The organism is Corallococcus carmarthensis (assembly GCF_003611695.1).
GTDB lineage: Bacteria > Myxococcota > Myxococcia > Myxococcales > Myxococcaceae > Corallococcus > Corallococcus carmarthensis.
This window is the reverse complement of the sequence record NZ_RAWE01000009.1, coordinates 41,482-62,018: the sequence shown is the minus strand read 5'-3', so window position 1 is coordinate 62,018 and position 20,537 is coordinate 41,482. Positions and strand designations below refer to the sequence as shown.

Here is a 20,537-nt window from a genome sequence, read left to right as displayed (position 1 = left end):
CCCCGAACCGTGTCAACGTCCTGACTTCATTCAGGAATTCAGGCGCGCAGGGCCGCCCCCAGGCGCTGGTTCACCTCCGCGATGATGCGCTGGTGGGCCGCCGTGACCTCCGCGTCGGTCAGCGTCCGCTCGGGCGAGCGGTACCTCAGCGCGTACGCCAGGTTCTTCTTCCCCTCGGGGATGGGCTTGCCCGTGTAGACGTCGAACACCAGCGCGTCCTCCACCAGCGGCGCCCCTACCTCCAGAATCACCCGGCGCACCTCCTCGTTGCGCAGCTCCAGCGGCACCACCACCGCCAGGTCGCGCAGCACCGCCGGGTACTTGGGCAGCGCTTCCGCCTGAGGCACCAGCCGCGCCGCCGCGTACAGCGGATCCGTGTCCAGCTCGAACACGAACACGCCCTCCGGCAGCCCCAGCGCCTTCGTCACGCGCGGGTGCACCTCCCCCAAGAGGCCCAGCACCGTCCCGTCCTTCAGCGCCACCTGGGCGCAGCTGCGCGGGTGGTACGCCGGCGCCTCCGCCGGGGTGAACGTCACGCCCTCCACGTGCAGCGCGTGCAGCAGCGCCTCCACCGCGCCCTTCGCGTCGTAGAAGTCCACGCGCGAGTCCTTCTGCGTCCAGCTCCGGCCACCGCCACGCAGGCCCCACACCAGGCCCGCCACGCGCGGCACCTCACGCGCCGCGGGGCGCATCCCCTGCCCGCCCTGCGCGTCCCGGAAGTACGCCCGGCCCGTCTCGTAGAGCCCCACGGACTCCACCTGATGGCGCACGCTGCGCGACAGGTTCTCCAGCAGGCCCGGCAGCAGGCTGGTGCGCATCACCGACTGCTCGACGCTCAGCGGGTTGAGCAGCGCGATGGGGGCTTCCTTCCCGCCCAGCACCTCCAGCGACTTCGGCGCCACGAACGAGTAGTTCACCACCTCGGACAGGCCCACGCCGCCCAGCGCGTGGCGCAGCCGGCGCTCGGCCTCCATGGACAGGGGCTCCGGCGCCAGCGTCTCCAGCCCGCGCGGCAGCCGCGCCGGGATGTTGTCGTAGCCGTACACGCGGGCGACCTCCTCCATCAGGTCCTCCTCGCGCTCCACGTCCACGCGCGCCCGGGGCACCTCGTACGTCGTCTGCCCCTGCGCCTCCTCCACGGACTTGAAGCCCAGCGCCGTCAGGATGCGCCGGACCTCCGCCTCCGGCACCGCCACGCCCAGCACCTTCTCCACCCGCGCGTAGCGCAGCGTCGCCCGGCGCGGCGCCAGGGGCTCGGGCTGCACGTCCACCCGGCCCGGCACCACCGTGCCGCCCGACAGCTCCGCGATGAGCTGCGCGGCCCGGTCCAGCGCCGGCAGCACCGCGTCCAGGTCCGCCCCACGCTCGAAGCGGTGCGACGCCTCCGTGTGCAGCGCGTAGCGCTTCGCGGACCGGCGCACGCCGGAGCCGTGGAAGTGCGCGGACTCGATGACGATGCGCTTCGTGCCCTGCGTGACCTCGCTGTCGCCGCCGCCCATCACGCCCGCCAGCGCCTGCGCCCGGTCGCGGTCCGCGATGACCAGGTCGTCCGCGTCCAGCGTGCGCTCCTTGTCGTCCAGCGTGCGCAGCTTCTCGCCCGGCTTCGCGGTGCGGACGACGATCTCCTGGCCCGCCACCTTCTCCAGGTCGAACGCGTGCAGCGGCTGGCCGTACTCCAGGAGGACGAAGTTGGTGACGTCCACCACGTTGTTGATGGCGCGCACGCCGCACGCCTTCAGCCGGTCCTGCATCCACTGCGGCGACGGCTGGATGGTGACCCCCTCCACCACGCGCGCCGCGTAGCGCGAGCAGCGGTCCTTCGCGTCGATGCGCACCTTCACCAGCTCCGCCACCGGCTTGCCGGACTCGGCGGGCTTCGGCTGCGGCGGCTTCAGCGCGGCGCCCGTCACCACGCCCACCTCGCGCGCGATGCCCAGGTGGCTGAGCGCGTCCGGCCGGTTCGGCGTGACGTTCACCTCCAGCACGGAGTCATCCAGCCCCAGGGCCTCCGCGATGGGGATGCCCAGCTTCGTGTCCGCGGGCAGGATGAGCAGGCCGGACGAGTCCTCCGTGATGCCCAGCTCCTTCGCGGAGCAGAGCATGCCGAAGCTGTCCACGCCCCGGAGCGCGGCCTGCTTGATCTCCATGCCGTTGGGCAGCTTCGCGCCCACCGTGGCCAGCGGCACCTTGTCGCCGACCTTGAAGTTCTTCGCGCCGCACACCACCTGGAACAGCGCGGAGCCGCCGATGTCCACCTGCGTGACGGACAGCTTGTCCGCGTTGGGGTGCTGCACCGACTCGCGGATCTGCGCCACCACGACGCCGCGCAGGCCCTCGCCGGGGCGCTCCACGCCTTCAATCTCCAGGCCCGCCGCGGTCAGCTTGCGCGCCAGCTCGTCCACGGACGGCGGCAGCGCCACGTAATCACCCAGCCACTTCACCGAAATCTTCACAGGATCACCCTCTTCATCTGGCTGGAAGCTGGAATCAGAACTGCGCGAGGAAGCGCGCGTCGTTCTCGAACATCATCCGCAGGTCGTCGATGCCGTAGCGCAGCATGGCCAGGCGCTCCACGCCCATGCCGAACGCGTAGCCCGTCACCTCCTTCGGGTCGTAGCCCGCGGCGGTGAAGACGTTCGGGTGCACCATGCCGCTGCCCAGCACCTCCAGCCACCCGGTCTGCTTGCACACGCGGCAGCCCTTGCCGCCGCACGACGCACAGGTGACGTCCACCTCCGCGGAGGGCTCCGTGAAGGGGAAGAACGACGGACGGAAGCGCGTGCGCGTCTCCGAACCGAAGAACGCCTTCACGAACGCGTCCAGCGTGCCCTTCAGCTCCGCGAAGCTCACGTCCTTGTCCACGAGCAGGCCTTCCACCTGGTGGAACATGGGCGTGTGCGTGATGTCCGAATCCCGCCGGTACACCCGGCCCGGCATCACCGCGCGGATGGGCGGCTTGCGCGCCAGCATGTGCCGCACCTGCACCGGCGACGTGTGCGTGCGCAAGAGCGACGGGCTGTCCGCCTTCTTCGCGTGGCCCAGGGTGGGCTCGTCCACGTAGAACGTGTCCTGCATGTCCCGCGCGGGGTGGTCCTTGGGCAGGTTCAGCGCCTCGAAGTTGAAGTAGTCGAGCTCGATCTCCGGGCCGACGGCCACCTCGAACCCGAGCCGCGCGAACGTCCGGACGATGTCCTCCAGCGTGCGCGACACCGGGTGCCGCCCACCGGGCAGCACCGCGCGCCCGGGCAGCGTCACGTCCAGCCGGGGGCCCTTCAGCTGGGCCTCCAGCGCGGCCTCTTCCGCGCGCCGCGTGGCGTCCGCCAAGAGCTGCTCCAGCTCCGCCTTGACGGTGTTGGCGATCTCACCCAGGGCGCGCCGCTCGTCCGGGGGCAGCTTGCCCATGCCGCCCAGCACCGCGGACAGCTCGCCCTTCTTGCCCAGGTAGCGGATGCGCAACGCCTCCACCTGCGAGGGCTCCGACACGCCGGAGATCTCCTGGCGCGCCGCGTCCGCCAACGCCTGCAACCGGTCTCGCATGGTCCTCTTCCCGCCTTCCATTCACACCCCGGACGCCTCAAGCGCCGGGCAAAAAAAAGGGGCCGCCCCCTGGTGGAGGCAGCCCGTTTCAGCTTCGGGGGCCGGCGTCACCGCCGGCCGTGTCTCAGGCTGCCTTCGCGATGTTGGCGATGGCGGCAAAGCCCGCGGGGTCCGTGATGGCCAGGTCGGACAGGACCTTGCGGTCCAGGCTGATCTTCGCCTTCGCCAGACCGGCGATCAGCTTCGAGTAGGACAGGCCCACGGTGCGGGCGGCCGCGTTGATGCGGACGATCCACAGCGAGCGGAAGTTGCGCTTGCGCACCGCGCGGTCGCGGGTGGCGTAGTCCAGGGCGCGCTCGACGGCCTGGTTCGCACGGCGGTAGCAGTTCTTGCGACGGCCGCGGAAGCCCTTGGCAAGCTTGAGAATGCGATTACGACGACGACGAGCCTTGAATCCCTTTTTGACGCGCATGACACACTCCTGACTTCTGGAAGGTGGCCCCGGGGCGCTGGCTTCACGCCGCTCCGCCAGGACTCACGATTGGTTCAAACCCGAGGAACGACTAGGCGCCGTAGGGGAACAGCTCCTTGATGACCTTCTTCGCGTCCATGTCGCGCAGGTGGCTGGTGCCACGGTTGCCGCGCTTCTGCTTGGGCGACTTGGAGAAGGTGAACAGGTGCTTGCTGAACGCCTTGCCGAACTTCACCTGGCCGCTCTTCTTCACGTGGAAGCGCTTCTTCGCGGCGCTGCGGGTCTTCAACTTGGGCATGATCCCAAACCTTCCTTCTGCTTCCTGTCGGCCGGCAGTCTTCGTGACTGACGGCGGTCCGGGACGCACGGTTCCCGGACGCTTTGGGCGGAAGCCTCTATCACTCTTTTGATGCGATGGGGGTAGTGTTTCCTACAGCCGCTGCGGAAACCACCGCCGCCGGAACCTCCGACACCCGCTCCCCCGCCGGCTTGACGTCCGCCGGCCTGCCTTCCTGCTTCTTCCCGGCCGCCTCCACCTGCTGACGGGCCAGTTCCCGGGCGCGCTGGGCCACCTTCGGGTTGGGGGCCAGGATCATGAACATCTGGCGCCCTTCCATCCGGGGGTTCTGCTCCACCACCGCGATTTCCTTCAGGTCCTTGGTCACATCGTCCAGGATCGCGCTCCCCAGCTCCTTGTGGGTGATTTCACGACCCCGGAACATGATGGTGATCTTCGCCTTGTTCCCCTCCTCCAGGAACCGGCGGACGTTGCGGACCTTGAACTCGTAGTCGTGCTCCTCCGTCTTGGGGCGGAGCTTCACCTCCTTGAGGTGGACCACGACCTGCTTCTTCTTCGTTTCCGAGGCCTTCTTCTTCTCCTCGTACTTGAACTTGCCGTAGTCCATGATCTTGCAGACCGGCGGCTTCGCCATGGGGGAGATCTCGACGAGGTCGAGACCGTCCGCCTGGGCGCGCGTCAGGGCTGCTTCGAGGGACATGACCCCGAGCTGCTCGGCGTTCGGTCCGACGACGCGGACCTCCCGGGCTCGGATACGGCGATTGGTTCTCTGATCGCGAACGATGGGAGGACCCTCCGACGACTCGGGGGATGAGGTCGTGCCTCAATCCCCGGAAGTCGCGCAAGTAGTCCAGCCCGGACGGGGAGTCAAGTCCCCCCACACTGCTCAGGGCAGCGTGGCTTCCTTCAGCAGCAGGGCCTCGAAGTCGGCGAACTTCATCGTCTTCAGGTCCTCACCGCCGTAGCGGCGGGGGGCCACGGCGCCGGCCTCGACCTCGTTGTCGCCCACGACCAGGGTGAACGGGATCTTCTGCAGCTGGGCTTCGCGGATCTTCGCGTTGAGCGTCATGCCGCGCTCGTCCAGCTCCACGCGGAAGCCCTTGGCGCGCAGGTCGTCCCGCACCTTGCGGGCGTAGTCCAGGTGACGGTCCGCCACGGTGACGAGGGTGGCCTGCACCGGGGCGAGCCACGCCGGGAACGCGCCCGCGAAGTGCTCGATGAGGATGGCGGTGAAGCGCTCGAAGGAGCCGAAGATGGCGCGGTGGAGGACCACCGGGCGGTGCGCGGCGTTGTCCTCGCCCACGTAGGTGAGGTCGAAGCGCTCCGGGGCCAGGTAGTCCAGCTGCATGGTGCCCAGCTGCCACCTGCGGCCGATGCTGTCGGAGACGGCGAAGTCGATCTTCGGGCCGTAGAAGGCGCCGTCGCCGGGGGCCAGCTCGTACTCGAGGCCCAGCGACTCCAGCGCCGCCTTGAGGCCGCCTTCCGCGCGGTCCCAGAGGGAGTCATCGCCCAGGCGCTGCTCGGGGCGCGTGGACAGCTTCACCGCGTAGGTGAGGCCCACCGCCTTGTAGACGCGGTCCAACAGCTGCACGAAGCGCCGCACCTCGTCGGTGATCTGGCTCTCCATGCAGTAGATGTGCGCGTCGTCCTGCGCGAACTGGCGCACGCGGGTGAGGCCGCCCAGGGAACCGGCTGCCTCGTTGCGGTGGAGCACGTCCTGGGTGTGCAGGCGCAGGGGCAGGTCGCGGTAGCTGTGCTTCTTGAAGCCGTAGAACAGGTGGTGCGACGGGCAGTTCATCGGCTTGAGGGAGAAGTCGTGCTCGCCGGACTCGCTGTCGAGCACCAGGAACATGTTCTCCTTGTACTTGCCCCAGTGGCCGCTCGTCTCCCAGAGGCCCTTGTTGAACATCAGGGGCGTCTTGATCTCCACGTAGCCGTCACCGGCCGTGAGCGAGCGCATCCAGTTGGACAGCGTCTGGTAGAGCGTGGTGCCCTTGGGCGTCCAGAAGGCGGCGCCCGGCGAGTACGGGTGGAAGTGGAAGAGGTCCAGCTCCTTGCCCAGCTTGCGGTGGTCGCGCTTCCTCGCCTCCTCGATGCGCGTGAGGTAGGCCTCCAGCGCCTTCTTGTCGAAGAAGGCCGTGCCGTACACGCGCTGGAGCATCGGGTTGCGGTGGTCACCGCGCCAGTACGCGCCGCTGGAGGAGAGGATCTTGATGACGCCGATCTTCCCGGTGCTGGGCGCGTGGGGCCCCAGGCAGAAGTCCACCCAGTCGCCGTGGGTGTAGAGCGTGAGCGTCTTGGCGCCCTTGGCGGCGATGTCCTTGACGATCTCCACCTTGAACTTCTCGCCCTTCTCCTCGAAGAGCTTGATGGCGTCCTCCATGGAGATTTCGGTGCGGACGAAGGGCGCGTCCTGCTTGAGCTCCGCGTTGGCGGCCGCCTCGATCTTCTCCAGCTCCTCCGGGGTGAAGGGCTTCTCGCGGAAGAAGTCGTAGTAGAAGCCCTCCTCCGTCGAGGGACCGATGGTCACCTGCGTGCCGGGGAACAGCTTCTGCACGGCGCTGGCCACCACGTGCGCGGCGTCGTGGCGGATCAGGTCCAGGCCTTCAGGGCTCTTGGGCGTGAAGATCTGCAGCTTCGCGTCCTCGTCGAGCGTGCGGGACAGGTCGACGTCCTGACCATTGACCCGGGCGAACAGGGCCGCCTTCGCGAGCCCCACGCCGATGCTGCCCTTCACGAAGTCCGCGATGGTCGTGCCCCGGGCGGTCTGCTTCTGGCTGCCGTCGGGGAGCGTCACCGTGATGGATTCGGACATGGCGGAAAAACCCCTGCGCTGGAAAAAAGTACGGGCGGCAGGCTTTTGGAAAAGCCGGCCGCCCGCGAGATGGAACGCTTACTGATGATGGGTCGTAGTGGGATCGAACCACTGACCCCTACCGTGTCAAGGTAGTGCTCTACCGCTGAGCTAACGACCCGTCGTGCGGATGGGCGCGGGGAATAACAGCGGGCTCCCGCACCTGTCAAGGAACATGAGCGCGGGCACTTCTCTTCCCGGCGTTCACGTCTCCAACAACGCGCGGACGCGTTTCATCACCGCGTCGAACATGGCGGGGGTGAGCCTCCCCGTCTGCGTGTTCTGCTGGCTGACGTGGTAGCTGCCCACGAGCCATCGGCCGTCCGGCAGCCGGAACTCGGCACCGTGGCCGAAGGCGGGCCGGGGCGTGGGCAACGGGCCACCGGTGCGGGCGGCCGACGCCAGCGCGGCGTTCCACCCGATGGCCCCCAGGGCGAGCAGCACCCGGCCGGGCAACAGCGCCATCTCCCGGTCCAGGAACGGCGCGCAGCGGGCCAGCTCCTCCGGCAGTGGCTTGTTGTCCGGCGGCGCGCACCGGCCGGCGGCGACGATGAAGGCGTCCGTCAGCTTCAGCCCGTCGTCCCGGCGCTCGCTGTGGGACTGGTTCGCGAAGCCCGCGCGGTGCAGGCCCGCGAAGAGGAAGTCGCCGGAGCGGTCCCCGGTGAACATCCGCCCCGTCCGGTTGGCCCCGTGCGCGGCGGGGGCGAGCCCCACGATGATCAGCCGGGCCTTCGGGTCGCCGAAGCCGGGGACGGGCTTCCCCCAGTAGTCCCAGTCGCGGTAGGCGCGCCGCTTCACGCGGGCCACCTCCTCGCGCCACTCCACCAGCCGGGGACAGGCCCGGCACGCGACCATCTCCTGGTGCAGCTGCTCCAGCTTCGTCACGGCCCCTGCACGCTCCCCTTGTAGAGCTGCGTGCGGCGGTAGCGCTGGAGGACGACGCTGAGGACGACCTTGAGGATGGCGCTGGCAGGCACGGCCAGGAGGATGCCCACGAACCCGAACAGCTCACCGAACGCGAGCACGGCGATGATGACCGCCACGGGGGCCAGGCCCACCTTCTCCCCCACCACGCGCGGGGTGATGACGAAGCCTTCGGCCAACTGCCCGATGATGAAGGTCGCCGCCACCACCGCCAGCTGCCACGGCCCCTGCCACGACAGGAGCACGCCCAGCACCGCCAGCACCACGCCGATGCCCGTGCCCAGGTAGGGCACCATGTTGCCGAAGCCCGCGATGAGGCCAATGGCGATGGCCAGGTCGATGCGCGCCACGGACAGGCCCACCGCGTAGAGCACCGACAGGATGGCGCCCACGGTGAGCTGGCCCTGCACGAAGGCGGACAGCACCTCGTCCACCTCACGGAAGCGCTGGCTCAGCAGCGCCACGGAGCGGCGCGGCAGCAGGTCCTGGATGCGACCCATGAGGCGCGGGTAGTCCTGGAGGAAGAAGAACGCCAGCACCGGCACCACGGACAGGCCCAGCAGCGTGGCCGCGAAGCGCGCGGTGTTGCCGGCGAAGCTCGCCACCAGCCGCGCCGCCGTGGGGCCCGCGCTCTGGAGCAGCTCGGAGGCCTTCTCTCCCAGCTCCGCGGTGCGCTGGCTCACCAGGTCTGGCAGCGACACGCCCAGCAGCGACTCCACCTGCGGCACCACCTGGGTGCTGGCGCGCTGGAAGAAGCCGGGCAGCTTCGCCGCTTCGTCGCGGAACACCGGCACCAGGTACAGGCCCGCGCCCACCATCAGCAGCGTGCCCGCGAAGAAGAGGATGGACGTGCCCCAGGTGCGGTCCACGCCGCGCTTCTCCAGGAGCGTGACCAGCGGGTTGAACGCGTACGCGCCCGTCAGCGCCAGGAGCACCGGCACCGCCACCCCGCCGAACACGGACAGGAGCGCGAACACCAGCGCCAGCGAGCCCACCATCACGCCGGACCAGACGAAGTCGACCCGGCGGGCCTCCGCCTCGTCCAGGGCCGCGGGGTCGCCGGCCGGGGGCACGGGCTCCGGGTGCACCACGTGCAACACCGGGGACACCTCTGGGGTCGCGATGGGCTGGGGGACCTTCACCGCGCGCTCACTGCCTTTCTTGCGACGTCCGATGACCGCCTCCTGTCCCCGCCCATCCTACGGCGTCTTCGGCCCCTGATTGCGGTCCATGAGCGCACCCGGGGCGTCGCCCGCCACCTTGCGGTCCAGGGTGCCAGCCTTGGCGGGACCGGGGCCACGCTGTACCAGGAGCCTTACGGAGACCCGCCGCCACCCTCCGGCGCCAGGGGCCGCAGCTTCACCTTCAGCGTCACCCGGGCCCCGCTGGGCTCGTAGTAGGTCGTGTACGGATAGAACCCGCGCTTCTTCACCACCACCTGGTGGAAGCCCGAGTCGTTCAGCCGCAAGCTGCGGGACACCCCGGCGAAGTCGCTGCAGGCCCCCTGCTCCACCCCGTCCAGCAGCACCTGGGCGTCCGAGGGTTCGCACCGGAGCACCAAGTCGCCGCGCTTGGCCGCGTTGGAGGTCATCAGCTGTTCCGCACGGGCCACAGTCGCGGGCTGTTCCTGCTTCGCCGCGCAGCCGCCCATCAACGCCACCGACAGGCCCACCAGCGTCATCCTCCGGAGCGGCCTCACGGCATCACGGCCTGCGCGAAGGGTTTCGGGGACATCGTTGTTCCTCGGGCGCGCAGGACGGCGGCGCTACTGCGTGACGATGACGACGCGGCCCTCGGCCAGGAAGCGCGTGTTCGCCTCGGTGAGCGCGCGAATGCCTTCCGCGTTCAGGACCAGGTCGGAGCCCTGGAGCTGCGCGGCCTTCACCACCAGCGGCTTGTCGCCCACGCGCGAGGCCTTCCGGGCGGCGTCCAGGCTGTCGAACCAGGCCGCGACGCCCGTGGTGCCGCGCGCCTCCGCCGTGAGCACCGCGGCGCCGTAGAGCGCCTTGCCCGTCGTGTCCACCAGCCTGGGCGCGAGCACCGGCTTCGCGCCCAGCCCGCGCGCGTCCACCACGAGGCCCGTGTACTTCGCCGCGCCGTCATTGAGCACGATGGCCGGATCCTGCGCGGGCGTCAGCGCCGCGGTGAGCGCCGCGAGCGGCACCTCCACGTCCATCTCCACACCGCTGTCGGAGAAGTAGCGCGTGGCCAGGATCTTGTAGCCGCGGATGGCGCCCTCGACGCGGCCCTTCACTTCGTCGCGCGCCAGCTCGTCGCCCACGGTGCGGCCGGCGCTCACCTGGATGCCCTTGGCCTGCTCCAGCAGGTTGCGGAAGGCGTCCAGCTTCGCGGCGCGCTCGGCGCCCAGGCGGGCCTGGCCAGGGTTGGCGGCCTTGAGGTCCGGGGCCCCGGCGCCCGTGGCGCGCAGGACCTGGCCCTCCCAGTTGATGCCCGGAGTGCCCACGCCGCGCGCGGCTTCAGCAGCGGGTGCGGCGACCTTCGCGTCCTTGCCCTGGCCCAGCGCCGTCAGCGGCACGACCAGCAACAATCCCCACAGCGAACGCCTCACGGAGCACTCCTCCCGTTGTCGCCGCCGAACGTCGGCGAGCGCACAGGGAACCTCTCCGGTCATTCAAGGGGGTCACTTCGCGCGAAGTCAAGGCGACCCGGGGAACGCACGGATCCGCCAGACGACCTCAGCGCGACTACCGCGAACCGCCGGTGGCACCGCGCAATCGCGGTGGCACACGCGGAGGGTAACGCCTGGCGTCAGTTGCCGTCGGTGTGACGGTCGACGTAGGCGTCGATCATCTTGCGGTGCCGCTCGGTGAGCAGCGTGAAGCGGACGCCGGACTGCTCCTTGCGGCCCAGTTCCTTCCACTCGCGTACGACTTCACCCTCGGCGTAGATGATCTCCTCGGAGCCGGGGAGCTGGAACTGGAGGCCCACGCGGCGCGCGTCGTGCTGGGGCTCGATGAGACGCGAGAGGCTGACACCTTCCTGGCTGATGTCCGCGGCGCGGGTCATGTACGGCACGCCACCCATGTACTTGTTGAGGTAGATGTCCAGGGGCGCTCGATTGGCCTTCCGCTTCTCGCTCATTGGCTCATGACCTCCGGCTGATGCAACAGGCTGCTGCGGGGGTGCAGCAACCTGAAGGCACAGTACGTTCAGACGTCATGCGCGCAAGAAAACGGCGCCCTTCAGGCACGCTAGGCTGGCCTGCATGCGCCGCGTTTTTCCGCTCGCTGGATTCTTCGCATTGGCCTGTGCCTGCGGACTGCCGGCGCACGTGCGGCCCGTGCCCGCGGGCACGCTCGCGCTGGAGGCAGGCGTGGGGGGACCGGCGGTCCGGTTGGAGGGCACGCCCGTTCCCCTGCCCCTGTCCACATTGGGCGCGAGCTACGGCTTGAGTGATCGGTGGGACGTGAGCGCTCATGCGCACCTCACGCCGCTGCTCCTGGGTGTGGCGGGGATGGATGTGGGAGCGACGTGGCTCGCGCTGGCGCAGGACGGCGGGCGGCCCGCGGTGGCGCTGACGGGACGTGGCTACGTGTTCAGCGATCTGGACACGGGCGCGCTGTTCCATGGCGAGGCGACGGCCGCGGCGAGCTGGCTGCTGCGCGAGCGCTTCCTCACGTACGTCTCCGGATCCGCGCTGTACGACGTGGTGGAGTCGGACGTGCTGTGGTCGCTGGCCGCCGGAACGCGGGTTCCGTTCGGACGCTTCGCGCTCCAGGTCGAGCTGGGCTGGTACTGGCCGAGCTACGACGCATCGGTCGCTGGCGCGGAGTGGCTCACACCTGGAGGGCGTGGAGCGCTGGGACTGGTGCTGGGGGGCAGCTATCGCTTCGGCGGCCCGTGAGGGCGTGCGTCACAGCGGATCCGTCACGCGCACGCGGCTGAAGCCTTCCCGGTCGTCCTCGAAGAGCACCACGCCCGCGCTTCCGTCCGAACGCGCGACCACACGAGGCCGGGTGAGCTGGTTGGGGGACGCGCCCGTGTCATCGAGCCGTGCGGCATCGACGAGGGACGTGCTGGCAACCGGTGACATGCGCGCGACGCCGAGCCCGCTCTTTCCCGGCGACAGGTCCTGGAACACGACGTGCCACGCATCGCGGACCCAGGCCACCGAAGGTCGGAAGCGGCTGAGGAAGGCTCCGGTGTCCGCGCCTCCGGCGACGAGGGGCAGTGGCTCCCAGACACCCTGCACCCGTCGCGCACCGCGCACATCGTGGTGACCGCGTCGTTCACGCAGGTCGTCCCAGACGAGCACCGCGCTGCCATCCGGCGCGGAGGTCAGATGCGGATCGCTCGCCAGCGTCTCCGCCTCGGAGGGCGGCGACGCCTGCACCGCGGCCGTGAACCCCTCCCCTGTCGATACCGCCGCGTACACCTCCCAGTCCCGCTCGCGGTAGTCGATCCACGCCATCGACCAGCCTTCGGCACTCCAGGTCACCGTGGGCTGGAGCTGCGAGCCTTCGTGCCGGTCGGTCACGGTGTTGCCCGGATCCACTCGCGCGGATGCGGACCAGGTGTGGCCCCCGTCCTCCGAGCGCGCCATGCGGACCTTCGGCGCGAGCCCTTCACGGAAGTCCGTCCAGGCCAGCGCCACGCGGGTTGTACCTGGTTGCCACGCGAGCGCTGCTTCCCACTGCGATGAACCCGTCGCCTCCACTTGCATGGCCGTGCTGAAGCTCACCGCGCCGTCGGTGGAGGCCGCCGTCCACAGCACTTCCTTCGCGCCTTCACGCGCTTCCTGCCACGCGACCATCACGCTGCCCGCAGGGCCAGCGGCGATCGAGGGACGCAGCTGCCGGCCCGGGCCCGGTGACACCGGCTGCGCGGGCGTGAACGTGCGGCCATCGTCATTACGGGTCGTGACGTACACCTGAGGCCTGCCGTTCCGTGCGTCGCTGAAGACCACGTAGAGCCGTCCCGCCGCGTCGTATGCACCCTCGGGATTCGTCTGCGCGCCCACGTCCACGGATGCCACCTCCCGCGACGGCAGTCCTGCACCCGTGGGCGTTACCGCCACCTTCGGCCCCGGCCCATCCCCGGCGAGCGAAAGGTCCGACGCGATGAGGCTCCGCGCGTACTTCCCCTCCCGCTTGTCCCCCGACCCTGGAGCCAGGGCATCGCCTGCCTCGCGAAGCCGCGCCTGTCGTGCCTCCAGTGACAGCGATGCATCCGCTTCCACCGGATCCGGGAACGTCCACCGCCCCACGTCCACCCAGCCCGTCAACGGCTGGCTTCCCACGAACGCGCGCGGCGTCTGCTCCAGCGTGCTCTTGCCCGTCACCCACACCTGCCCGTCGAACACGAGGTCGAAGAGGTTGCCGCTCAGCATCGGCGCCGCGCTGTACCGGAAGCCCCGGTACTTCTGCGTGTGGCTCCATCCCGACGACAGGATGGTGTCCGGCAACCAGCCGCCCTGTTCATCCCCGACCGTCCAGCCACTCCACGCCTCCGGTTGCGTCACCAGCTCCGTGCCCACGTCCTCCAGCCGCTGGAGGAACGGCGCATAGAACGCATCGCGTGAGATGGCCGCCCCCACCTTGCCGAACGGCAGCACGAACGCACCCAGCCGCTCCAGTGACGCGGAGCTCAGGTCCAGGTCCTCCTCCTCCGTCTCCGTGAGGTAGACCTTGTCGCTCCGGCCCGCGAGCGTCCCGTCCGGCGCGTACAGCAGCGCCGCGTTGAAGCACTCCGGTCCCGTGGCCACGTACGCGGGCGCGTCCCCGTCCGCGTCCACGTCGCGGAACAGGTCCACCGCATCCGAGTCGCGGCGCGCCTCCACGTACGGCACGTTCGCGGACGTCATCACCCACACGCCGTAGCGCTTCGCGATGCCTCCGAACGTGTGCTCCATGGCCCGCCACGCCGGGTCCCCCAACGCGAGCGTCAGCGACCGGGCCGCGGAGATGCCCGGGAAGCGCCGCCGGTACTCATCCGCCGCGCGGAACCACCCCGAGTACATTGCGTTGAACGCCAGCTCCGTGTCGCCCGCGCCTCGCGCCAGCATCGCGCGGCGGCCCGTGAACCAGGCGATGAGCCCCGCGTCCTCCGGGAACAGCAGCAGGTTGGGCCGCGTCGAGGACAGGCACGGCGCGATGCGCACCACGTCCTCGCGGAAGGATGCGTCGAAGTGCTCCAGCGAGGCCGCGTCGTCCAGCGTGAAGGCGTGCCCCACCACGAAGACGCGCACATTCCCCGTGTCCGTGAAGGACAGGCCACACACCGTGTCGTCCTCCGGCACGGTCGGCCCGCCACAGGCCAGGGTGGCGAGTGTTCCCAGCAGCACCGCGAACGCGAAGGATGACCGGCAGCGCATGAGCGGCCCTATAGTCCCCCCATTCTCGTGAAAGGCGGAAGCATGCGTATGCAGTGGAAGGCGGCGCTGGTCCTGATGCTCGGTGCTCCGGGCCTCGCCCTGGCCCAGGCCCCGACGAAGACCTCCAAGCCGGCCGCCGCGCCCGAGGCCGCCGCGAAGGCCGCCCCTGCCGCCCCGGCACCCCTGGAGCTCAAGACGGATGATCAGAAGGCCATCTATTCGCTCGGCATCACCCTGGGCCAGAGCGTGACGGCGCTCGCGCTCACCCCGGAGGAGGTGCAATTGCTCCAGCGCGGCCTCCAGGATTCGCTCAGCGGCACCGCGCCCGCGGTGGATCCGAAGGAGTACACCCCGAAGATCCAGGCGCTCGCCAAGGCGCGCATGGCCCAGGTCAACGTGGCCACGCTGGACCGCGCGTCCAAGGAGCCCGGGGCCAACCGGCTGCCCTCCGGCGTCATCTACCGCGAGCTCAAGGCCGGCACCGGCAAGTCGCCCCGCGCCACCGACACCGTGAAGGTGCACTACCAGGGCACGCTGGTGGACGGCTCGGAGTTCGACAGCTCCTACAAGCGCGGCCTCGCGGTGGAGTTCCCGCTCAACGGCGTCATCCCCTGCTGGACCCAGGGCGTGCAGAAGATGAAGGTCGGCGGCAAGGCGAAGCTCACCTGCCCCGGGAGCACCGCCTACGGAGAGCGCCCGCCCACGGGCTCGCGCATCCCGCCCAACGCCGTGCTCACCTTCGAAGTGGAGCTGGTGGACATCCCCGGCAACACCGCCACCACCCCGTAACCCGCTTCAACGGGGGCCCGCATGCGACGGGCCCCCGCGAAGGCCGCACTACACCGGCGACTTCACCGACCGGCCACCGAAGGGCGGATTGGCCATGATGGCCTGGGCCATCCGGTCCGCGAAGGCGCGCCCCTCACGCTGGAAGGACTCCGTCTCCTCCGCGTTCAGGCGCACGCGCACCTCGAACTGGACGATGCCGCCCACCACGACCTCGATGGACAGCGCCCCGTCCCGCCCGCGCAGCACGCGGTAGAGGAGCGGACTCTGGAGGAGCACCTCCTCGTCGCTCACGGAATCTCCACCACCTGCGTGTCGGCCACCGGCGCGTTGATGACCATCACCTCCGGCGCGCCGCCGGACGTGTAGCCACCGAACTTGAAGCAGTCCTTGTCGTCGGGCGTGGTGCACTTCCACACGCCGGGGTCCGCGTCCACCGGCAGGCGCGTGCAGACCTTCTGCGCCGCCAGGTCCAGCGTCATCATCCGCAGCGGGCCCTCGAAGTTCTTCGCCGGCAGGCCCAGCGCCTGGCCCAGCACCGCGGGGTCGTGCTTGCCGTCCGCCGTCTTCGACTTCTCCACCGCGCCCTGGATGGACGCCGACGGCGCCGCGAACAGGTAGCAGGCCACGTCGTTGCAGCGGCCGAAGTTCTTCGCGCCCGTCTGCACCACGAACTTCTGGTACGCGCCGTCCGTCATCAGCCACGACACCTTGCGGTCCGGGAAGTTCTTGTCCACGTGCTGATCAATCCCGTAGGGGCTGGCCAGCGCGTCCGCCTCCTTGGAGACGCCCTTCTGCGTGTCGTCACAGTTGTCCACCAGCGACGCGGTCGCGGGCGGAGGCGTCGGCTCCGTCGTGTCCGGGGACTTCGTGCCGCCCTTCATCGACGCACAGCCCACCACGGTCGACAGGGAACCCAGCACCAGCGCACGAGAGATGAAATTCAAGGTCAATCCTCCAGATAAGTGAAATGGGGAATGCCCGGACTATCACAGCGCGGCTTCGGTGGCGCGCAACAAAGCTTCCGCGCTGACGGGAGCGCCGGTGGCGTGCCGCATCCATTCGTCCGGAGTGACGGAGCCGAAGGTGGCCATGCGCTCGAACTCCACGCCCAGCGGGCCGTGCTGCTTCAGGTGCTCTTCAATCTGGAAGGCGATGAGGTGCCCGAGCGGGTAGTCCGGCAGGTACAGCGGGTAGCTGATCATGTGGCTGTAGATGCCCAGCACCGGGCTGTCCTTCCGCCCCAGCACCGGCGCGTAGTAGCGGTTCCACACGTCGCGCGACAGGCCGGCCACCGCGTCGCGCAGTTGGGCGGGCGTGGCGTCCGGGTGTTCGTACATCCAGTGCCACGTGGCCATGTCCACCAGCGCCACGCCGGCGATCTCCCAGGCCTGCCAGAAGTCGTTGAGCACCCGCTCGCGTTCGCTGGCCGCGTCTGGTTGGCCCAGGCCCAGCAGTTCCAGGTCGCGCGCCTGGAAGACGAAGGCCAGGGCCTCCGTGAAGGCGTTGTTGGGGACACCGGACAGGAGCGTGTGGTCCACCTGGTACAGGCTGAAGACCTGCTCCACGTTGTGCCCCAGCTCGTGCACCGCGATGTTGTAGCCCTTGTAGTCCATGCCCCCCTTCTCCACGCGCGTGCGCAGGCGGGGGAAGTCACCCCGGCGCAGCGCCTGCTGGGCATGGCCCGCGCCGCGTGAGGCGTCCACGCGGATGTACGAGGCGAGCACGTCCGCCTTCTCCCGCGTGAAGCCCAGGCCCTGGAGGATGCGAGGGATGTCGCGCGCGAAGGCGTCCGCCGTGGGGTAGCGCTTGCGCGTCAGCGCGTCCAGCTGCGCCTCCGGCACCTTCGAGCCCGGACGGAAGCCGGGGTACCACAAGTCCTGCGGCTCCAGCGGACGGCCCAGGCGGGTTTCAATCAGCTTCGCCACGCGCGGCACCAGCGGGGACTCCAGCAACTGCGTGAGCAGCGCACGCACGCGCTCCTCCGGCAGGCCGCGATCCAGCTCGAAGGCACGCGCGATGCGCGTGGGCGCCACCGGCGAATACGGATCCACCTTCCGCGACGCCTGGAACGTGGCCAGCAGCCGCGCGTAGCGCGTGTCCGGCTCCGGCGCGGCGTCCGCCTTCACGGGGCGCTGCGGCGCGTTCGCCTCCACCGACTCCGGCGGCGCCGCCGTGACCTTGTTGGTGAAGGGGTCCCAGTCCACGCGTGGGTTGTCGATGACGGCGGCGGGAATCGTCTGCGTGACGATGCGCTCCATCACCTGGACGATCATCCGCTGCTTCGCCAGGCCCTTCGCGTCCGTGTAGTCCGCCTTCAGCTCGTCGCGCAGGTTCCAGTGGCTGATCAGCCGCAGCCCCTGGGGGAAGAGGCGCTGGCCCTTCGCGTCCACCAGGTGGTGCATCCAGACGTTGTACTCGGCGATGTAGAGGTTCGCGTCCGCGATGGCCTGCGACACCTTCTGCTCCACCGCCGCGGGCACGCGCCGGTTGAAGCGCGACGCGAGCTTCGCCTCCGCCCACTGCCGCCGCGTCCAGGACGGGCCTTCCTTCACGCGCTCGGCCAGCGTGGTGAGCGGGAAGTTGAGCAGCACGACGAAGCCCGGCTTCGCCTGGAACAGGTCCGACGTGACGTTCGAGGACGGGTCATACGCCGCGAGCAGCGGCTCCACCGGCAACAGCGGCCCCAGGTCCAGGTCGGTGAACCACTGGAGCTCGCGCCCCAGCTCGTTCATGTGGCCGTCGAACTGTTCGAACAGTCCCTCCAGGCGCGTGAACGTCGCGTCCAGCTGGGAACCCGTGGGCAGGAACTGCTCACGCGCGAAGGCCGCCAGGTCCCCGTCCTCCGGCCGCCACAGCGTGGCCACCTGATCCACGCCGCGCTCGATGCGCGCGCGCTGCGCCTCGCCGTGCTGCTTCACCAGCTCCTGCTTGAGCGCGGCCAGCGCTTGCTTCGACACGGGCGCCGACGGCGCGGTGGCGGTGGCCGGCGGCGTGGGGGCCGTGGAGGTGGAGGACGTGGCGCACCCGAGGGCGGCGACGAGGGGGAGGAAGCGCAGGCGGAAGAAAGGGGCGGACATGCGGGCTCCGGAAAATACAGAAGGCCCGACCCGGAGAGAGTCGGACCTTCTTGGGTGAATCAGGAAACGGTCAGGCTCAGGCGGCGCGGACGTTCTGCGCCTGCAGGCCCTTGGGGCCCTTGGTGACTTCGAACTCCACCTTCTGGCCCTCGGCCAGGGTGCGGAAGCCGTCCATGTTGATGGCGGTGTGGTGGCAGAACACGTCCTCGCCGCCACCGTCCTGCGTGATGAAGCCGAAGCCCTTCGCGTCGTTGAACCACTTCACGGTACCAGTCGCCATTTGCTGTTCTTCTTTCATCGCGGACAGGAAGAGTCGCCGTCCGGTCCTACAGAGTTCAACCCTACAAGACGGGCGCAAGCCTAAGCGCCCGTCCCGGGCGAAGTCCACTCCCTGGAAACATCACCAGGCAAACGTCACCACCCGCACTTCTGACCCTTGTTCTGCTCCTGAAGCCAGCGGCGCAGCGGGGCGAAGTACTCCAGCATCGGCGTGGCATCCATCTGGCGCGTGCCCGTCATCGCGGCCAACGCATCCGGCCACGGCTTGCTCGCGCCCAGCTCCAGCATGGCCTGGAGGCGCGCACCCGCGGCCTTGTTGCCGTAGATGGAGCACTCGTTGAGGGGGCCCTTGATGCCGGCCGCTTCGCACAGCGCCTTGTGGAACTGGAACTGGAGGATCCGCGCGAGGAAGTAGCGCGTGTACGGCACGTTGGCCGGCACGTGGTACTTGGCGCCCGCGTCGAAGTCCTGCTCCGTGCGGGCCACCGGCGCCGCGATGCCCTGGTACTTCGTGCGCATCGCCCACCAGCTCTTGTTGTAGTCCGCCGGCTTCACCTTCCCGCTGAACACGTCCCAGCGCCACTGATCCACCAGCAGGCCGAAGGGCAGGAAGGCCACCTTCTCCAGCGCGTCCTTCAGCTGGAGGTTGATGACGTTCTTGTCGTTCTTCTCCACCGCGGAGAGCAGGCCCGCCTGCTGGAGGTAGGCCGGGGTGATGGAGAGCGTGAGCGCGTCGCCAATGGCCTCGTGGAAGCCGTCGTTGGCGCCGGCCTGAAAGAGGACGGGGAGCTTGTAGTAGTACGTGTAGTAGTAGTCGTGGCCCAGCTCGTGGTGGATGGTGACCAGGTCCTCCTCGGTGGGCTTGATGCACATCTTGATGCGCAGGTCGTTGTCGTACGTCACGTCCCAGGCGGACGCGTGGCAGACGACGTCGCGGTCCTTCGGCTTGGTGAACTGCGAGCGCTCCCAGAAGGTCTGCGGCAGCGGCTTGAGGCCCAGCGAGGTGAAGAACTTCTCACCCAGCTTCACCATCTTCTGCGGGTCGTAGCCCTGCTTCACCAGGGCGCTGTTCACGTCCAGGCTGGCCTGACCGGGGAACGGCTCCACCAGCGGGTAGATGTTGTTCCACTCCTGCGCCCACATGTTGCCCAACAGGTGCGCGGGGATGGGCTTGCCAGCAGGCACGGCCGCTTCGCCGTACTGCTTGGCGAGCCGGCCGCGCACGTAGCAGTGCAGTTCGTCGTACATGGGCTTCACCTGGCCCCAGAGCCGCTGCGCCTCCGCCTCGAACTCCGCGGGGGGCATGTCGTAGGACGACCGCCACAGCGTGCCCAGGTCGTTGAAGCCGATGTCCTTCGCGCCCGCGTTGGAGAGGTTCACCAGCTGCGTGTAGAGCGGGCGCATGGGGCGGCTGATGGCGTGCCAGCCCGTCCACGCGTCCAGCAGCGCGTTCGCGTCACGGCTCTCCGCCATCACATCGGACAGCTCCTCCAGGTCGCGGCATTTCCCCTTGCCGTCCTTGCCGCAGTACTTGCCCTTGCCGTAGAGGCCCTCCAGCTTCGCGGCGGTGGAGGCCAGCTCCGAGCGCTGGGCGGGGTTCGCCGGCGCGGGCAGCGTCTGGGACACGCGCAAGAGGTGCAGCATGCGCGCGGTGTCCGCGTCCAGCTTGAGCCCGTCGAAGCGGCGCGAGTCCTTGATGGCGTTGTTGACGTAGGCCATCACCTCTTCGTTGACGGAGGCCGCGTTCCGCTCCGTGTCGTCGGTGATGTACGTGCTCTTGATCCACTCGGCGGTGGCCTGGCGGGTCCAGAGCTGCTTCAGGTCCGCGTTGAGCTTGTCGGCGAACTGCTTCGCCTCCGCGGGCGTGGCCTTCGCGGCCGGAGCGGGCGTCGTCTGCGCGCTGGCGGCGGGCGCCGCGAGCGACAGGGCGGCCAGGGCCGCGCGAATCAAGGACTGGGGAGGACGGGTCATGG

The 20,537-nt window shown here is 69.4% G+C and carries 19 protein-coding genes and 1 tRNA gene; 2 read left to right on the top strand and 18 right to left on the bottom strand.

All coding sequences use genetic code 11. The features are described from left to right. Positions 1–38 precede the first annotated feature (38 nt). The 12 genes from pheT to D7X32_RS04415 all read right to left on the bottom strand — a co-directional run bounded on the left by pheT (position 39) and on the right by D7X32_RS04415 (position 11,187). Positions 39–2,453 (bottom strand): phenylalanine--tRNA ligase subunit beta, encoded by a 2,415-nt coding sequence (gene pheT / locus D7X32_RS04470; RefSeq protein WP_120601248.1) that lies wholly within the window; start codon positions 2,451–2,453, stop codon positions 39–41. A 34-nt stretch (positions 2,454–2,487) separates the two neighbouring features. Beyond that, positions 2,488–3,537: a phenylalanine--tRNA ligase subunit alpha gene (gene pheS / locus D7X32_RS04465; RefSeq protein WP_120601278.1), complete on the bottom strand. Its 1,050-nt coding sequence runs from the start codon at positions 3,535–3,537 to the stop codon at positions 2,488–2,490. Positions 3,538–3,661: 124 nt separating this feature from the next. After that, positions 3,662–4,009 (bottom strand): 50S ribosomal protein L20, encoded by a 348-nt coding sequence (gene rplT / locus D7X32_RS04460; RefSeq protein ID WP_120601247.1) that lies wholly within the window; start codon positions 4,007–4,009, stop codon positions 3,662–3,664. Positions 4,010–4,100: 91 nt separating this feature from the next. Continuing rightward, the gene (gene rpmI, locus D7X32_RS04455) at positions 4,101–4,307 is read right to left on the bottom strand and encodes a 50S ribosomal protein L35 (RefSeq protein ID WP_120555699.1); all 207 of its coding nucleotides are present in this window, start codon (positions 4,305–4,307) and stop codon (positions 4,101–4,103) included. A 100-nt stretch (positions 4,308–4,407) separates the two neighbouring features. Continuing rightward, on the bottom strand, positions 4,408–5,091 hold the full coding sequence (infC, locus tag D7X32_RS04450; RefSeq protein WP_120601246.1) for a translation initiation factor IF-3: 684 nt from the start codon (positions 5,089–5,091) through the stop codon (positions 4,408–4,410). A gap of 102 nt (positions 5,092–5,193) precedes the next feature. Further along, the gene (gene thrS, locus D7X32_RS04445; RefSeq protein ID WP_120601245.1) at positions 5,194–7,122 is read right to left on the bottom strand and encodes a threonine--tRNA ligase; all 1,929 of its coding nucleotides are present in this window, start codon (positions 7,120–7,122) and stop codon (positions 5,194–5,196) included. 88 nt (positions 7,123–7,210) lie between these two features. Further along, positions 7,211–7,282 (bottom strand) — tRNA-Val (locus D7X32_RS04440). Between the two features lie 83 nt (positions 7,283–7,365). Then, positions 7,366–8,046: a uracil-DNA glycosylase gene (locus tag D7X32_RS04435; protein ID WP_120601244.1), complete on the bottom strand. Its 681-nt coding sequence runs from the start codon at positions 8,044–8,046 to the stop codon at positions 7,366–7,368. Continuing rightward, the gene (locus D7X32_RS04430; protein WP_208752308.1) at positions 8,043–9,227 is read right to left on the bottom strand and encodes an AI-2E family transporter; all 1,185 of its coding nucleotides are present in this window, start codon (positions 9,225–9,227) and stop codon (positions 8,043–8,045) included. The genes D7X32_RS04435 and D7X32_RS04430 overlap by 4 nt, the downstream gene beginning before the upstream one ends. Before the next feature lie 173 nt (positions 9,228–9,400). Continuing rightward, positions 9,401–9,766 (bottom strand): hypothetical protein, encoded by a 366-nt coding sequence (locus D7X32_RS04425; protein WP_244238843.1) that lies wholly within the window; start codon positions 9,764–9,766, stop codon positions 9,401–9,403. Positions 9,767–9,850: 84 nt separating this feature from the next. Beyond that, a complete protein-coding gene (locus tag D7X32_RS04420) occupies positions 9,851–10,654 on the bottom strand; it encodes an LPP20 family lipoprotein (protein WP_120601242.1) in 804 nt (267 codons plus the stop codon). A 200-nt stretch (positions 10,655–10,854) separates the two neighbouring features. Continuing rightward, positions 10,855–11,187 carry a PilZ domain-containing protein gene (locus D7X32_RS04415; RefSeq protein ID WP_120601241.1) on the bottom strand — a complete coding sequence of 111 codons (333 nt, stop codon included), beginning with the start codon at positions 11,185–11,187 and terminating at the stop codon, positions 10,855–10,857. A 124-nt stretch (positions 11,188–11,311) separates the two neighbouring features. Between D7X32_RS04415 and D7X32_RS04410 the strand changes: the two genes are divergently transcribed. After that, the gene (locus tag D7X32_RS04410; RefSeq protein ID WP_147450024.1) at positions 11,312–11,950 is read left to right on the top strand and encodes a hypothetical protein; all 639 of its coding nucleotides are present in this window, start codon (positions 11,312–11,314) and stop codon (positions 11,948–11,950) included. 9 nt (positions 11,951–11,959) lie between these two features. Here D7X32_RS04410 and D7X32_RS04405 read toward each other — a convergent pair whose 3' ends face one another. Next, on the bottom strand, positions 11,960–14,419 hold the full coding sequence (locus D7X32_RS04405; protein WP_120601239.1) for a hypothetical protein: 2,460 nt from the start codon (positions 14,417–14,419) through the stop codon (positions 11,960–11,962). 42 nt (positions 14,420–14,461) lie between these two features. Here D7X32_RS04405 and D7X32_RS04400 point away from each other — a divergent pair, with 42 nt between their 5' ends. Beyond that, complete coding sequence (locus D7X32_RS04400) at positions 14,462–15,208, top strand: FKBP-type peptidyl-prolyl cis-trans isomerase (protein ID WP_120601238.1); 747 nt, start codon at positions 14,462–14,464, stop codon at positions 15,206–15,208. Positions 15,209–15,256: 48 nt separating this feature from the next. Here the strand turns inward: D7X32_RS04400 and D7X32_RS04395 are convergent, their stop codons facing one another. The 5 genes from D7X32_RS04395 to D7X32_RS04375 form a co-directional block, all read right to left on the bottom strand. Continuing rightward, complete coding sequence (locus tag D7X32_RS04395) at positions 15,257–15,499, bottom strand: hypothetical protein (protein ID WP_120601237.1); 243 nt, start codon at positions 15,497–15,499, stop codon at positions 15,257–15,259. Next, positions 15,496–16,152, bottom strand: coding sequence for a hypothetical protein (locus tag D7X32_RS04390; RefSeq protein WP_120601276.1), 657 nt, complete (start codon positions 16,150–16,152; stop codon positions 15,496–15,498). The genes D7X32_RS04395 and D7X32_RS04390 overlap by 4 nt, the downstream gene beginning before the upstream one ends. Before the next feature lie 42 nt (positions 16,153–16,194). Beyond that, on the bottom strand, positions 16,195–18,285 hold the full coding sequence (locus tag D7X32_RS04385) for a hypothetical protein (protein WP_120601236.1): 2,091 nt from the start codon (positions 18,283–18,285) through the stop codon (positions 16,195–16,197). Positions 18,286–18,361: 76 nt separating this feature from the next. Then, on the bottom strand, positions 18,362–18,565 hold the full coding sequence (locus tag D7X32_RS04380; RefSeq protein ID WP_014397260.1) for a cold-shock protein: 204 nt from the start codon (positions 18,563–18,565) through the stop codon (positions 18,362–18,364). Between the two features lie 134 nt (positions 18,566–18,699). Then, on the bottom strand, positions 18,700–20,535 hold the full coding sequence (locus tag D7X32_RS04375) for a M2 family metallopeptidase (protein ID WP_120601235.1): 1,836 nt from the start codon (positions 20,533–20,535) through the stop codon (positions 18,700–18,702). Positions 20,536–20,537: the final 2 nt, after the last annotated feature.

What these genes read in the sequence shown, in the direction of transcription:
- pheS (WP_120601278.1), bottom strand. Translation starts at nt 3,537, where the DNA reads ATGCGAGACCGGTTGCAGGCGTTGGCGGACGCGGCGCGCCAGGAGATC.
- rplT (WP_120601247.1), bottom strand. Translation starts at nt 4,009, where the DNA reads ATGCGCGTCAAAAAGGGATTCAAGGCTCGTCGTCGTCGTAATCGCATT.
- rpmI (WP_120555699.1), bottom strand. Translation starts at nt 4,307, where the DNA reads ATGCCCAAGTTGAAGACCCGCAGCGCCGCGAAGAAGCGCTTCCACGTG.
- thrS (WP_120601245.1), bottom strand. Translation starts at nt 7,122, where the DNA reads ATGTCCGAATCCATCACGGTGACGCTCCCCGACGGCAGCCAGAAGCAG.
- D7X32_RS04425 (WP_244238843.1), bottom strand. Translation starts at nt 9,766, where the DNA reads ATGACGCTGGTGGGCCTGTCGGTGGCGTTGATGGGCGGCTGCGCGGCG.
- D7X32_RS04415 (WP_120601241.1), bottom strand. Translation starts at nt 11,187, where the DNA reads ATGAGCGAGAAGCGGAAGGCCAATCGAGCGCCCCTGGACATCTACCTC.
- D7X32_RS04410 (WP_147450024.1), top strand. Translation starts at nt 11,312, where the DNA reads ATGCGCCGCGTTTTTCCGCTCGCTGGATTCTTCGCATTGGCCTGTGCC.
- D7X32_RS04405 (WP_120601239.1), bottom strand. Translation starts at nt 14,419, where the DNA reads ATGCGCTGCCGGTCATCCTTCGCGTTCGCGGTGCTGCTGGGAACACTC.
- D7X32_RS04400 (WP_120601238.1), top strand. Translation starts at nt 14,462, where the DNA reads ATGCGTATGCAGTGGAAGGCGGCGCTGGTCCTGATGCTCGGTGCTCCG.
- D7X32_RS04385 (WP_120601236.1), bottom strand. Translation starts at nt 18,285, where the DNA reads ATGTCCGCCCCTTTCTTCCGCCTGCGCTTCCTCCCCCTCGTCGCCGCC.
- D7X32_RS04380 (WP_014397260.1), bottom strand. Translation starts at nt 18,565, where the DNA reads ATGGCGACTGGTACCGTGAAGTGGTTCAACGACGCGAAGGGCTTCGGC.
- D7X32_RS04375 (WP_120601235.1), bottom strand. Translation starts at nt 20,535, where the DNA reads ATGACCCGTCCTCCCCAGTCCTTGATTCGCGCGGCCCTGGCCGCCCTG.